General features: G+C 61.2%; 12 protein-coding genes and 5 pseudogenes. 6 read left to right on the top strand and 11 right to left on the bottom strand.

The features are described from left to right. Nucleotides 1–57: 57 nt before the first annotated feature. Nucleotides 58–204: a hypothetical protein gene (locus JO965_RS23180; RefSeq protein ID WP_203441301.1), complete on the top strand. Its 147-nt coding sequence runs from the start codon at nt 58–60 to the stop codon at nt 202–204. Nucleotides 205–473: 269 nt separating this feature from the next. Here the strand turns inward: JO965_RS23180 and JO965_RS23175 are convergent, their stop codons facing one another. The 3 genes and pseudogenes from JO965_RS23175 to JO965_RS23165 all read right to left on the bottom strand — a co-directional run bounded on the left by JO965_RS23175 (nt 474) and on the right by JO965_RS23165 (nt 1,829). Next, the gene (locus JO965_RS23175; RefSeq protein WP_203441300.1) at nt 474–1,205 is read right to left on the bottom strand and encodes a Crp/Fnr family transcriptional regulator; all 732 of its coding nucleotides are present in this window, start codon (nt 1,203–1,205) and stop codon (nt 474–476) included. Between the two features lie 71 nt (nt 1,206–1,276). Continuing rightward, nucleotides 1,277–1,665: pseudogene (locus JO965_RS23170) on the bottom strand (ATP-binding protein); the annotation flags it as partial. Continuing rightward, entirely contained in the window at nt 1,665–1,829 is a 165-nt protein-coding gene (locus JO965_RS23165) for a hypothetical protein (protein ID WP_203441298.1), read from the bottom strand. The pseudogene JO965_RS23170 and the gene JO965_RS23165, both read right to left, overlap by 1 nt. Before the next feature lie 354 nt (nt 1,830–2,183). Between JO965_RS23165 and JO965_RS23160 the strand changes: the two genes are divergently transcribed. Both JO965_RS23160 and JO965_RS23155 read left to right on the top strand, forming a co-directional pair. Then, nucleotides 2,184–2,420 (top strand): BrnA antitoxin family protein, encoded by a 237-nt coding sequence (locus tag JO965_RS23160; RefSeq protein ID WP_203444326.1) that lies wholly within the window; start codon nt 2,184–2,186, stop codon nt 2,418–2,420. Nucleotides 2,421–2,560: 140 nt separating this feature from the next. Continuing rightward, nucleotides 2,561–2,875, top strand: coding sequence for a DUF3574 domain-containing protein (locus JO965_RS23155; protein WP_203441297.1), 315 nt, complete (start codon nt 2,561–2,563; stop codon nt 2,873–2,875). A gap of 116 nt (nt 2,876–2,991) precedes the next feature. On the opposite strand, the gene JO965_RS23150 is transcribed toward JO965_RS23155, so the two are convergent. Beyond that, nucleotides 2,992–3,639, bottom strand: coding sequence for a hypothetical protein (locus JO965_RS23150; RefSeq protein WP_203441296.1), 648 nt, complete (start codon nt 3,637–3,639; stop codon nt 2,992–2,994). Nucleotides 3,640–3,840: 201 nt separating this feature from the next. Here JO965_RS23150 and JO965_RS23145 point away from each other — a divergent pair, with 201 nt between their 5' ends. Further along, nucleotides 3,841–4,269, top strand: coding sequence for a hypothetical protein (locus JO965_RS23145; RefSeq protein ID WP_203441295.1), 429 nt, complete (start codon nt 3,841–3,843; stop codon nt 4,267–4,269). 167 nt (nt 4,270–4,436) lie between these two features. On the opposite strand, the gene JO965_RS23140 is transcribed toward JO965_RS23145, so the two are convergent. Continuing rightward, nucleotides 4,437–5,180: an extensin family protein gene (locus tag JO965_RS23140; RefSeq protein ID WP_203441294.1), complete on the bottom strand. Its 744-nt coding sequence runs from the start codon at nt 5,178–5,180 to the stop codon at nt 4,437–4,439. A gap of 90 nt (nt 5,181–5,270) precedes the next feature. Here JO965_RS23140 and JO965_RS23135 point away from each other — a divergent pair, with 90 nt between their 5' ends. Further along, nucleotides 5,271–6,131, top strand: a complete 861-nt coding sequence (locus JO965_RS23135; RefSeq protein ID WP_203441293.1) for an EcsC family protein — start codon at nt 5,271–5,273, stop codon at nt 6,129–6,131. A gap of 28 nt (nt 6,132–6,159) precedes the next feature. Here JO965_RS23135 and JO965_RS23130 read toward each other — a convergent pair. The 5 genes and pseudogenes from JO965_RS23130 to JO965_RS23115 form a co-directional block, all read right to left on the bottom strand. Then, nucleotides 6,160–6,805 (bottom strand): annotated as a pseudogene (locus JO965_RS23130) (hemolysin III family protein). Between the two features lie 160 nt (nt 6,806–6,965). Further along, nucleotides 6,966–7,148 carry a hypothetical protein gene (locus tag JO965_RS23125; RefSeq protein ID WP_203441292.1) on the bottom strand — a complete coding sequence of 61 codons (183 nt, stop codon included), beginning with the start codon at nt 7,146–7,148 and terminating at the stop codon, nt 6,966–6,968. A 70-nt stretch (nt 7,149–7,218) separates the two neighbouring features. Then, nucleotides 7,219–7,344, bottom strand: coding sequence for a hypothetical protein (locus tag JO965_RS48945; protein ID WP_256451897.1), 126 nt, complete (start codon nt 7,342–7,344; stop codon nt 7,219–7,221). A 357-nt stretch (nt 7,345–7,701) separates the two neighbouring features. Beyond that, nucleotides 7,702–10,902: a calcium-binding protein gene (locus JO965_RS23120; protein WP_203441291.1), complete on the bottom strand. Its 3,201-nt coding sequence runs from the start codon at nt 10,900–10,902 to the stop codon at nt 7,702–7,704. 265 nt (nt 10,903–11,167) lie between these two features. Beyond that, nucleotides 11,168–11,410 (bottom strand): annotated as a pseudogene (locus tag JO965_RS23115) (DDE-type integrase/transposase/recombinase); the annotation flags it as partial. Nucleotides 11,411–11,493: 83 nt separating this feature from the next. Between JO965_RS23115 and JO965_RS48025 the strand changes: the two are divergent. Next, a pseudogene (locus tag JO965_RS48025) lies at nt 11,494–11,676 on the top strand (transposase); the annotation flags it as partial. 546 nt (nt 11,677–12,222) lie between these two features. On the opposite strand, the pseudogene JO965_RS48020 reads toward JO965_RS48025, so the two are convergent. Beyond that, a pseudogene (locus tag JO965_RS48020) lies at nt 12,223–13,278 on the bottom strand (recombinase family protein); the annotation flags it as partial. Between the last annotated feature and the right edge of the window lie 226 nt (nt 13,279–13,504).

Here is a 13,504-nt window from a genome sequence, read left to right as displayed (position 1 = left end):
GCAACGCGTCCCAACGTTTGACGGCCATGCAGCGTCAATCGAGGTTAGGATAAACTCATGCTTCACGATTACAACCCACGCGACATCTCTCCGGAACCTACGACGATCACGAACCCTGAGCCATCGTTTCAGCGCGCATCGATCCTTTTTGCAGCCTCCCTCGGCTCCTTCATCGGAGCGAGCCTTCTGCTGGCCAGTCTATGACACGAGGACGAGCCCTAGCATTCCCGAGGCGGACGCAGGAGGTGTCATCATGGATCCGGAACCAATGGAGTACAGGGTCGAGCTGGTCTCTCGGGCTATCCATGAAGCTCAGCCACAAGCCTGCTCATGGGACGCCGAAACCGCATCCCGCAGAGAGCACTTCCGGGAGTGTGCCCGCAATGCGATCAAGCTGCTGGACGAGGATATTGGCGTTCTTCTGCTCGCATTAAGAGAGGCCACAGCGGAACGGCGGCAATTAGAGCCGCTGTTCAATCCCGCTCAGAGGTCTGCGGCAGGAGCTGTTGATACCGCCGACGGATGATCTGGTAGCACTCACACGCGGCCTTCTGAAGAGCAGGACGGTCAATGACCGTAATCATGCCTCGACCTTGGCGGATCAGGCCCTTGTCCTGCAGCGTGCGCGTGACCTCGCTCACCGTCGAGCGCTGCACGCCCAGCATCTCGGCCAAGAACTCATGCGTGAGAGGCAGCTCGGCCTCACCAACTCTGTCCTGAGACATGAGAAGCCAGCGGCAGCAGCGGGCCTCGACGCTGTGAACGGCGTTGCAGGCGACGGTCTGGAGCGTCTGCGCCATCAGCGCCTCGGTGTGAAGTAGGACGAGTTGCCGGATCATGGGGCGGGCTGCCATGGCCTCTTGCATCCGGGAGAGGTCAATCCGCGATGCCGAGCCGCCCAGCTGGACGATGTAGCGCCCGAAGGACTGGCTGCTCACAAAGGCGCTCACCAGCCCGAACAGGCCCTCGCGGCCGAACACCGCCATCTCGGCCGCCTTGCCGTCCCGCATGACGGTGACGAGCGACACCATGGCATCATGCGGGAAGTAGGTATGGGTGATGGTCCCTCCCGGCTCAACGAGGATCTGCCCTCGTTGCAGTTCCAGGACGGCCAGATGCGGCTCCAGATAGGCCAGATCCTCTTTCGCCAGAGCGGCCAGGAGCCGGTTGTCCTGGTGTCGGGGTAGTCTCTGGACCTGGGCCATGGCAGGCCTCCTACAGACGCCTAAACCAGCAACCCGTCAGATAATGTCAAGCGAACCGAAGAATTGACCCCTCGGATCGCCTCGCGCCCGAGAGCCACCGCTAAATGGGTCTTGCCGGTGCCTGGAGGCCCTAAAAGCAAGACCGCGTCACCATGCGCAATCCAGCGGCACGTGGCAAGCTCCCGGATCTGCCGCGGATCCAGCGACGGCTGCGCGTCGAAGTCAAAGCCATCAAGTTCACGCACAAACGGGAACTGCGCGATCTTGCTCGCCATGGCAATCCGCCGCTCGTCGCGCCGTGCGATCTCGCGTCTGACCAGGAACGCCAAGGCCTCGCGCAAGGTCATGTCCGACCGGGCCGCCTCGTCCAGCAGCGTGTCGAGCTGGTCGCGGATCGCGGTCAGCTTGAGCCGATCGAGCATCGCATCGCCACGAGCGCCTCGTGATCGATGGCCGTCATCACCAGCCTCCTCCCACCAGCGCCTCAAACTCGGCCAGCGGCCGCAGCAGGGCGGGTGCCACAACGATGTCCGTCGGTGCCGATCGAGCCGGCCCCGCAGCGCCGACCACACCGGCAAGATGTGCGCTCGACAAACCGTTGGCGACGGCCCCGGCACAGGGCATGGAGATCCTCCTGCTTCAGGAGAGGCTCTCCATTTTTTCGGAGCAAGTCCAATATCTCGTTGTTTCGGATCTGTGGCCGTGCCTGACGAACACGAGAGTGCCGTCCTCCGACCGTCACCATTCATTGGGAGACGGCAACGCCCAAACGATCTGATCAAAGGTAAGTGGAGGAAACATGAGAGCCATTGGCCTTGAGTGAAATATCAGCGAGTTCAGACCTACTCCGCTCAATCGTCCGAGTGCCGCCCTGTTCGTCGAGAGCTCTGACGAGGTCTTCTGCCCGGCGCAAGACTCGACACCCTTGAAAAGCCGTACGATGCTCGTAAGAGACCGCGCCTAACCGGGAGGACGATGATGTCGAGATCACCTGGGGGACGTCGTCCGCCCGATCCCTTGAAGGCTGCCGAGGCTGCATTCAAGAAGGTTACCGCCAAACCTGTTGAAGGACCTCTGAAGGCTCCTGCGATCCCGGGCGTGAAGGAAACCGTGCCTCTGCGCATCGACCAAGACATACTGGAGTACTTCCAGGAGGACGGCCCAGGCTGGCAGGACCGGATCAACGCAGCTCTTCGGAAGGCCGCTGGCAAGTGAGTGGCGGTCTCCTGAAACAACTCGGCCGGGTTCACTGGCACACGCTCTTGGCCCTGCCGCTTCTGGGAATATCAGGCTGCGCCTCGTCCTCTTTGCCCCTTCATCCGAGCCTATGGTCGTGCGAGGCAGGCGATCAATCGATGGTTCGCGACACGCTCTACTTTGGCCGTAACCGCCCTAATGGAGGAACAGTCCGCGAGGCCGAGTGGCGACAGTTCCTGAATGAGATCATCACGCCACGCTTCCCTGAAGGCCTGACAGTGGTGAAAGCAACCGGGCAATGGCGGAATGCCAACGGACAAATCGAGCGAGAGGGATCCGAAGTCGTGACCGTGCTCCATGCCGGTGACCCCACGGCACGAGGCAAGATCTCGGAGATCATGGCTGAATACAGGCGGCGCTTTGACCAGGAGGCTGTCCTGCGCGAGCGTACCGCGACCTGCACACGTTTCTAACCCAGCGAAACGAGAGATGTCACGCTCGTTCTGACAGTGCCTCACTCTGTGATGTGTCAAGCGCGGCGACGACCCGGGTCCATCGGGCCAAAGATCACTGTCGCGTCATGGATCATCTAAGGCATCTGATGCAGTTCGCTTCCGTGCAGGAGCCGGCGGGCAATGTCAGCCATCTGAAAGGCAGCCCGTTCGGTTGGTGAATGAGCCGCCAGGTAGCGGCCGACCCCCATTAGGATGTGCCCGCCCTGACGGGTATTGGCCCATTCCCCGAACTGGCGCACCCCGGCCTCCAGCATCTGGCAGGCATGAAATCCCGCATCCTCCCGGAGCAGTGCGTGCGCCAGCGTCATGATCAGGTCATCGGGCAGGAACTCCACTGCAAGATGCCGCGCCACAAGGCCTCCCACCGCATCCACCTGCCGCTGCCGGTCGAAGGCGTCGAGCAAGGCCGCGCGGATGTCCTGGGAGACTTGGGGAGAGCCGTCCAGTCGAGGGTCGCCCTTGTCCGGCAGCCGCGCGGGCGGCACATTCAGATAGCGGGACAGATAGACCGCCATGGCGCCATGAAGAATGCCCCGAGTCGCCTCGGCCACATCGTTCGGCACAGTGTCGCCCCCCGCCGCAATCCGCTTCAAAGCCTGGTGCACGGCATTGCTGTAGGTGAAGACGTGATGCGCCGTCTCCCAGTCGGAATGTTCGTTGGCCGTCCCGAACTGCGCCACCCGGCGCGCCGCCGCATACGCCAGGGAGCGCGAGAGATCCACAGGCAAGGCCCCATGACCGATGTCATGTCGGATCCGGTCATCGCCGCACGGCGTGAGCGGGCGCTGGCTCGCTTGGCGGCCGCCGGACATTTCAACCTGGCAGCCACATCGCATCCCATCTGATCAACCATTAAGAGGGGGTCGTCCGGCTCGGCCATGAGCTCTATTCTGCTCCTCATAAAACCGGGGAGTAGGATTAGGATGAGAACCGCCCGCGTCAGGCTGTCGGCCGATGCCAGCATGGGCGAGTTAATTACTGTCGTGTCGGAAGGGCACCCCGACAGCGTCGACATCCTGTTCCTTGTCTTCCAGCACGCGACGTTCCCAGCAGCGGTCCTCCTCGACCTGGATGATATGAACATGCGTGGCAAGCAGATCTGGCTCGCCTTCCATCAAGTTTGTGACGGGCGGATCACCCACTTCATCCTCCGTGTCACCTGCCGGGATGTAGCTCTGGTAAGTACCGTGAATGCGCTGACCCTCGGAGAGCACGAACAAGCAGTTTGTCATGGTGGCAGCGAGCAACACTTAGGTCAGAAATTTTCCTTCCGTAGCTCGCGGCAATTGAACCAAAATCCCGGAAGGTCCGAAACTGGGGAGCATAAGAATCCATGGGGCAGTCACCAATGATGCGGTGTCAGGGCGCACCATCTCGACAGAACTATCGGATCATCAAAAGCACAGATGCCAGAGCTGCAACGCGCTGCCCCAGACAACCTCATGCTCTCCATGAACGCGAGCTCTTTGTGCACTTTCCCCGAACCGGGGAGCAGCGATTGGGTAGGGACCGCCTGACCTTACTGGCAGATCCGGTAGCGGTCGCTGGATCCATGCTGCTCGATGTCGACGTGGAGGTGATCGTGATGCGCCTCATCCGAGCCAGGACCGAGGATCGTCGTGAACCAGCCGCAGGCAGCGGTCCGCAGGGCTGCGAGCGCCGGATCCGGTGCGGTGTCGGCTTCAGGCTTGATCCGCAGGGTCGTTCCGTTGGCGAGGTCGAAGCCGGCGATGTCGATCGCAAGCCCTTGCGCATGGGCCGAGAGCTTGCCCGCTGCCGCCCGGTTCCGGTTGCGGCACTCGAAGCCTGGGCCGGTGCGGACGGCCCTCAGCTCTGTCCCCTTGATGCCGGCGACGAGCGGAGCGACGAGATCGCCGATCCAGTGCCCGAACGGCCCGGCGAAGCGGCAGGCCAGGGTGGGCTGATCGGTCAGCCGGACAGCCGTCTCAGACTTCGTTGGAACCGGCACGGCCTTGAGTCGCACCGGCGTCTCGATCCGGCAGAGTTCGTTTGAGACCTGGGGCGGCTCCGCGGGTTCGAGATCGAACCCGGCAGCCTGCAGCCTGGCCAGGCAATCGTCGGCTTCCGGGATGGCCGGTGGCGCGTCCGCCGTCGGCACCGGCGGAGCCTGCGGACGTGCGGCAGGGGGTGTCACAGGGGGCGTTTCGGCAGGCCGCGGGGGCGGCAGAGGTGGTATGGGCTGCGCCACGGCAGCTTGGGCAACCACCACGGGAACGACGGCCACGACGGCTCTGAACAGCATCGGCTCCTCCGATCCTCGGCAGACCAACGCCACGCTGCGCTGAAGGGTTGCGGGCTATCCAAAGCGGTTCGGGATCCCCAATTAGATCGCATGAGTCAGGACCTTCGCCGACAGGAGCCGCTTCCGGTGGACGCGGGCCGCCCGGCAATGTCAGAGATCGCCCTCTCGGCCGAGGACCGCGAGGCGCTGCGGCGGGCCGTGCTGGCGCTTGAGGGGCCAAGCTACGTGGCCCGGCTGTCTGCCTTAGCCGGACGGCCGATCGAGTTACTCGGGCAGGCGCTTCCCGAGCCGGTCTCTGATATGATCTCGAGGGCAACGCAGGCGGCACTCACCCGCGCGCTGCGCTATGCACTGAAGACGATCCCGAAGGAGGGCAAGGATCCCGAGACCCGTGCCCACAAGGCGCTCGCGGTCCTATCCGGCGCCATGGGTGGCGCGCTCGGCGTCTCGGCGGTTCTGGTGGAACTTCCGATCTCGACGACGATCATGCTCCGGTCGATCGCCTGGATCGCTCAGAGCGAGGGCGAGGACCTTGAGGATCCCGAGACGGCGCTGGCCTGCGTCCAGGTCTTCGCCCTGGGCGGGCATTCTGGCTCGGACAACCTGCACGAGGCCGGCTACTTTGCCGTGCGGGCCGCCATGGCGAAGTCCGTTACACGTGCCCTGCAGCAGATGGCCGGGCGCGGGGTCGTCGACGAGAGTACGTCGGCCATCATGCGCCTGCTGGCCCAGATCGGATCCCGGTTCGGAGTGGTCGTGTCGCAGAAGGCCGCCGCCCAGGCCGTCCCAGTGCTCGGGGCGATCGGCGGCGCGGCCGTCAATGCCGCCTTCGTCGATCATTTTCAGAGGCTTGCCCGCGGGCATTTCACGGTGCGCCGCCTGGAGCGGACCTACGGCAAGGGAACGGTCCGGCAGGCCTACAACCAGGTCCGAGCAAACATTCGCATCTGAGTATCGGAACAGACAGTGACACCAGCGGTCACGCCCTTGCCAGCACCATGCAGTCCAGCACCGCTTCATAATGGCGGGCTGCGGCCACCAGCACGAAGGCATGCCAGATCGCGTTCTGGAAGCGCAAGCCTTCCCACACGTGGAAGACCACGCCCAGGGGTAAAGGAGGCCACGTGCAGCCAAGAGGGTAACGGTCGAGCCGGGCAGGGCGCCGAGCCGGCCTCACAGGCCACGATGCCGCTCCAGCCGAGGAGCAGGTAGAGCAGGATCGCGAGCCGATCAAACCGGCCCGGCAGGCACAGCTTCAGGATCATCCCGGCCACGGAGCCCATCCAGGCTCCGACCAACAGGACGATGGCCGTGATCTCGTTCCTCATCTGCATGATGAATGGGTGTGTAGGTGCCTGCGATCAGAAGATAGATGGCCGAGTGATCGAACCGCCGCAGAAGCCATTTGACGGATGAGATCGGCCACAGGTTGTAGAAGGCGGAGATGACGAGTACGGCCACCAAGCCGCCGCCGTAGATCGCCACCGACATCAGTTCCCAGGGACCGACTGTTGGCGCGGCGAGGACCAGCAGGACCATCACGGCGACAAGTCCGCCGACGTCCCCAGGGCATGGACAACGCCGTCTGCCAGGATCTCGTGCTTGTCGTAGTCCCACTTGAACATCGTCCCTCTCACGTCGTGGAAGGCGCACCAGTCCGCCCGTGCAGCTGTCACTGGCTCCTGACACGGCAAGCTTGGCTACATGGGGCCCACTATCGTGCCGCGGGTTTCGGCTGGCTCGATGCACTGGTATTGAGGTGTCAGAACAGAGGGCTTTCGTATCCTACCTGGAGCTCGGTTTGTCCGAGCGCGACCCGGCGGCCTCGGAAAGACAGACCAGCACGAAGACTGCCGCAACCGTGACCAGCTCGGCGGTCTGGGTGGCCCATTCAGGCGCACCGCTCGACAGCAAGCCAAGCGTCAGGCCCGACAGCAGGGCCGCGGCAAGAGCGATCCAGAGCAGCATGGTGACCCTCATTCGTCAGCGGATGCGGGTGTTTAGGCCAAGGCGTCTGAACAGGGCCTGTACGAGCCTGTCAGGTCTTCGCCAGCCGGTAGGCGCTGCCGAGCAGGTCGAAGAGATCCAGCAGCCGGACCACATAGGCGTCATGGGCCACAAAGCCGGCTTCCTCCCGCTCCGCGTTCCACTTGTCGATTTGCATTTCATGATGGGACTGGCGGTCGCTGACAGATCAACGACTTAGCTGAGACTGTAGTGCAAAACACAGTGTTTCATTTGAGACTGTTTGCATTTCAGATGAGACCGCACAGCCGCTTCGACACCGCTGCCGCTCGCATGATAAAAATTGCTTTGCGCCCCCGGTATACACCAATGGCTGGCAGCCGCTTCCGAGCGGAGCAGCAGGGTATAGTAGCCTGCTGCAAACAAGGAGCCCCGCGTTTGTTTGCACTTCATGTAAGACTCGGGAGATTGTTCAGTCTCACATGAAGTGCTTAAAGCGGCCGACAAGTCGCCCGATCCCATCATGAAGTACAAATCGACACAGGCATCCCGCACGTTAGATGACGAAAAAGTCGTCGTACTTCAGGGTAGGTTTCTTCGTGAGCAGAGCGAACTCGACAGCCTGCCCCTTGCGGGAGCCGTCGGCATCATAGGACAGCACACCCGTCTTCTTGTTGTAGATAACGTAGTCGTCCCTGTCTTTCGCCTTATCGCTCACGATGAAGAACTTCTTGTCGAGCCTGACCGGCTTCGGCTCTGAACCCTTCATTCCAAGCTTCTTAAAGATAGTGTTGTCGAGTTGGATGCTGTCATCCTTCGCGCTAAAGTCCTTGATGGTGTCGAAGTTCACCTTGCGGTCGGTCGAGGACGTGCCGAGCTTGGTGGTGAACAGGAACGCATCCTTGCCGGTGCCGCCGGAGAGGGTGTCGTTGCCGGATCCGCCATTCACCTTGTCAGCACCAGCGCCGCCGGTGATGGTATTCTTACCCACGTTGCCAGTGATGCTGTTGTTCAGAGCATTGCCGGTCAGCGAGATGTTGTTGGTGCCTCCTGCCACCAGATTGAGCGAGCCTTCGGGAAGCGTGGTGCTCGTCGTCGTCTCAACCACTCTAGGTGGCGTAACCACAGGAGGTTGAGGCAGGGGTGTAATGACCGGAGGGTCAAAGAGGAAAACAGGAGGCCCTGGCGGAACGATGATCGGGGGATCAAGGAGCTGTGACAAACTGAACGTGCCGTCCGAAAACTGGAAAGCCTCCACGCCTGTCACTTTGTCGATGCCGTTTGCATCAAGGCGTTTGTCCTGAATTTCAATGGATCCATCAAAAGAATACTTGGCCCAGTAGTCCGCCAAGCGCCCGGTGAAGACTGCAACATCGTCACCGGCTCCGCCTTTCAGGGTGTCGCTTCCGCTCCCGCCAGTGAGAGTGTCGGAGCCATTCCCTCCATCGAGAATGTCATTGCCGCTGTCGCCGTTCAGCGCATCATTTCCATCAAATCCATTGATGGTGTCGTTGCCGGAGCTGCCACTAAGGACATCTGTTCCGTCTTCCCCATCCAGCATCTCACTGGCCTCGGATCCGGAAAGTGTAAGCCCTGGAATAATGAAATCGACTGTCTGATCCAGGAATTGAAGGCGGTTGATACTCCGCAAGACATCTGTGCCGTCTGGGCCGATTAGGATGATGAATCCATCGTCTTCCACGATTGTAAAATCAGCGCGATTTCCCGAGTAAACAGCGATGTCTGCCCCCAAGCCGCCATCCAAAGTATCGTCTCCGGCTCCTCCAGTGATTATGTCGACTCCCAGGCCGCCTACGATTCTGTCAGATCCGTTGCCGCCGAGTAACTGGTCGTTCCCCTCACCGCCGGTCAGCGTGTCTGCTCCATCGGAGCCTTCAAGCGTGTCTGCCAATGCACCGCCAGTGAGACGGTCCGCGTTGGCATCTCCCGAGAGAAGTAGTCTGCCCTGCTTTATGGCTGTGCCATTGACTTCGATTGTTGGGATAATCGTGGTTGCGAAGTGCTGCCAGCCCGAGCGGATCGTGAGCGTGCCTCCACTGGTCACGTTGGCGTTGCTCAAAACAATATGAGCTGAGGTCCCTACTACAATCGTTTCGAAGTTGACGACCTTGCTCCAGTCACTCGGGCCAGCCCACAGCATGAGGGTGTCGTGACCGGATCCGCCGTCAATCCGTCCAGAAAAATTGCTATCGCTGAGATTGATCCAGACCTTGTCGTCGTCTTGGCCTGCATCAACGAGAGACGCTCCCGTAATGGAGATATCGTCCTGGCCTGCCCCACCTCTCAGTGTCGCATTGTTGTTGGTGGATATCAGGACGTCGTTACCCGCTCCGCCATCCAACGTAGCAGCGCCGACCCCATGAACTTCGAGGTGGTCATCGTTCCCAAAGCCGCTTAGAAGGTCATTCCCCTCGTAGCTGTACAGCCACTCACGTCCGCCTGCTCCGGTGAGTGTGTCATTGCCGGCGCCGCCATCCATAGTTTCAACAGAGTCCTCGGTAGTCCTCCACTCGTAGAGCACGTCATCGCCGGCTCCGCCGTACAGGCTATCGTTTCCCAGTCCTCCGTTTAGGATGTCATTGCCATCACCGCCATCGAGAGTATCGCTCCCGTCTCGACCGTCCAAACTATCATTATCAGTCCCGCCGAATAGTTTGTCGGCTCCGGCACCACCCCACAGACTGTCGTTGCCGCTTCCACCGCTTAGAGTGCTTGCTGAGATCTCACCTACGGAAATCGACAGGTCATCGGCCCCGGCCCCGCCGTCCAAGCTGTCACCACCGGCTCCGCCAAACAACACGTCCCTGCCGTCACCACCAATGAGCGTGTCGGATCCGCCACCACCACTGAGAGTGTCATTACCAGCGCCGCCATTTAGGGTGTTCTCTGAAGTGTCATCATGCCACTCGTAGAGCCGATCATCTCCAGCGCCACCCTCCAAGCTATCGTTTCCGACTCCTCCGTTCAAAGTGTCGTTGCCGTTGCCGCCTATGAGCCTATCCGCACCGGCTCGACCGTCCAAATCGTCGTTGCCCTCGTCACCATAAAGCAGGTCATTACCAGCTGCGCCACTAAGGCGGTCATTGCCATCGCCGCCGCTCAATGTGTTCTCGGAGGCCTCGTCAACGTACTCGGAGATCATGTCATCGCCGGATCCGCCGTCTAGGCTATCGTTTCCGGCTCCGCCCCACATTGTGTCGTTGCCGCTCCCTCCGTCTAGGGTATCGGCGCCTGTGTCCCCATCTAGCCTATCGTTCCCAGCTGATCCTTGGATAAAATCGTTGCCGTCGGAACCACCGATTGTATCGTCTTCGTCCCCACCGGTGAGCGTATCGTCATTTATCGTAGTGCCTGAGACACTGAACTTCGCTTCAGAGCCGAGTGCACGAAGCTCCTCGTTCGTATAGTCACGACGATTTCCCGCTTTATCGATGAGTGTCGCACCCCTGATAGTGTGCGTCCCTAAAGTCGTGAGAGGCGAAAGCACTATAGCGCCTGAAGCCGGACCATCAGATGAGCCATCGAGATCTTGAAGCACAATGGAGGCAATAAGCCTTGTCTGACCATCATCAAGAGCTTCGACGACTGGATGTTCTAACCATAGGGTGATGGTATCAATCCCGGAGCCGCTATCGAGCGCTTCTGCCGTGATAGTGAGCAAAGCATTGCCCTGACTCACACTGACAACGTAAGGGACGGTGATACGCGCTAAGACTGGAGCTGTGGTGTCAGCCATCTAAACTGATACTTTATTTCTTGCACTCTGGGTCTCGGAATATACTTCTAGCGTAGCAATTTATCCAGGCGCCAGATTAATTGTAGCCCTACTTTGGGCAGAACCTGTTCGGTTTTGCCCGGTTTCATCAGCTTCAAGGTGGCGCGCCAAATGTGCGGCTTCTAACCAAGAGATTTCATTCAGAAACCATGGAGCACAGGTCAGCGTAAGGGATGCGTCGCAAATTTGAAGCAAAGATGAGAAAGTACCAGGGATCTGTATCCACTCATGCGGCGAGTAGCTCAAACTGTTCGGCGAGCGACAGCTGCCGATTGCAGGCATACTTCGCCTCTCCTTTGCGCATCATATGAACCATCTCGATCCCACCCAGGATCACACGAGCGCTGTTCATCGTCTTGAACCCGAGCATCGGGCGCACTCGCCTCTTGATGGCACGATGATCCTGCCCAATGCGATTGTTGAGGAAAGCGTTTTGCCGGATGCGGATCGGCTTCAGCTTCCGCCCTGATCCTAGGTAGGGGACCCAACCAAACAACTGACATTATTGGCTGATTTCCTCCGGCATTGGGTCTGGCGAGGTGGGAGCAAGTCATGCGCGATCTGTTCTGGCTGTCTGACGATGCCTGGGCGGCTCTGGAGCCGCATCTGCCACACAACCAGCCGGGGAAGCCCCGCGTCGACGACCGGCGGGTGATCAGTGGCATCCTTCACATCCTGAAGACGGGCGGACGCTGGCGCGGCGTGCCGCCCGAATATGGACCAGCAAAGACCATCTAGATAGTCTGTACGCAACCGACAAAACGGCTCGCGTTCACCGTTGGGGCCGGTTGGGAAGGCGTAGCGGATCTCCACCTCACCGTCAGTGACAACAACGCGATCAACGAGCAGCTCGAGAAGAGCCCGCTTGCGGTCGAAGTCGGCACTGGCCAATCCATCGCGAACGCGTCGGCAGAACTCTTCAGCATTATCCGCCAAGCGCGCCGTCTCATGCCGATCGCGTGCGTCAGCAAGGAGTTCCTGTTCTTGCCTCTCCAAAGCCCCCAAGCGGCCCTCGGTTTCCCGGCGCCGCCGCTCAAACTCGGCTAAGGGCACGACCCCGCCTAAGTAAGCCTCGGTCAGTCGTTCGATCTGCTGGGTCAGGCTCATCCGGCCGCGCCGCAGGTTCTCCCGCCGGGCCTGCCATTCCTGCGGCAGCCAATGACCGCTGCGGGCTCGCTCCATGGCTTGCGCGATAACCTCTGGATGCTGCAGCACCTCACAAAGATCCTGCCAGACCAGCTCCTCCAGAGGCCTGGCCGGAATATAGCGCGCCGGGCAACGCTCACCAGGAACGAGCAGGCGCAGTTGGGTCTTCGTGCGGCACAGATAGTAATCATAAGCTGGCGGCAGCCGGCGGCCGGTGCAGGCACGCCGACAGCATCCGCAGCTGACAAGCCCGCGCAGAAGATACTGATGCACCCGGTTGTTACGTGGGGCCATCCGGCGATTATACACCAGCCGTGCGGCGGCCGCGTCAAACTGCTCCCGGCTGATGATGGCCGGAACAGAGGCCACCGCGATCCACTCCGCCACATCGGTAGGCCGGCGCGTTCCTTTTGAGTGGCCGACCGGGCGCAGCGCCGAGTATCGCGTTTGCGGAGGGCTGGTTCGCATGCGGTTGGCAAAGATCTGACCCGCATAGGCCGGATTGGTGAGCAAGCACCGCAAGGCCGAGGGGCTCCAAGTCATGCATCCCGTGGGCGAGGCAATGCCAAGTCGGGCCAGGCGCTGGATCAACGCGATCATGGTCGCGCCTTCGATGTACCAGGCGAAAAGATCGCGCACGACGGCGGCTTCGGCTTCGTCAATGCGCACGCCAGCCGGGTCTCGCGGGCGGTCGGGATCAAGACGGTAGCCGTAAGGTGGACGCGTCCACGGCAACAGCGTTCCCGCCTTGAGCCGCCGCAGCCGGCCGCGACGCATGCGCTCGGTAATCAGGGTTCGCTCGTACTCGGCCACCGCGCCGCGGATCTGGAGGAGCAATTGATCATGCGGATCCTGGCTCATGGGCCGGTCAAGGAACTCGACCGTGGCACCATGCTTCTGAAGCTCCTCCACCAGCAGAACCTGATGAACGTAGTTGCGAGCCAGGCGGTCCGGGCTTGTGATCAGGATGCGGTCGAGGCGGGCGCTTGCGACAGCATCGCGCAACCTATCGAGCCCAGGGCGTTGCAGGCTGGAGCCACTGTAGCCATCGTCGCGAAAGATGTACTCGGGGGCCAGATCTGTCCCTTGTGCGAGAGCGTAGGCTCGCAACCGTTCGATCTGCTGTTCAGTCGACTGACTTTGAACCTGGCGCTGGGTGGAGGCGCGGCCATAAGCGGCGAGGATTAGCATGGGGGCTCTCCTGTAGGGTCGCCTCGCCCCCGCCGCCGTCCGGGTCGGGTTCGGCCGGGCGTGCCGTTTCCAGGAGCAGCTGGAACGCACGGTCCCAACGCCGCTGCGCATCCGGGTGGTGGGCCCAGTGCCGTACGATCCTCCACGGTGGCTGGCGCATGATCTGCTCCCTGGGGGCGGGATGCCTCGGGAGCAGAACCCTGTTGGGCCGCACGTCGGCGGCAGG

It is taken from the genome of Microvirga sp. VF16 (assembly GCF_016864375.1).
Taxonomy (GTDB): Bacteria; Pseudomonadota; Alphaproteobacteria; order Rhizobiales; family Beijerinckiaceae; genus Microvirga.
This window is presented reverse-complemented; position numbering and strand designations above follow the sequence as displayed.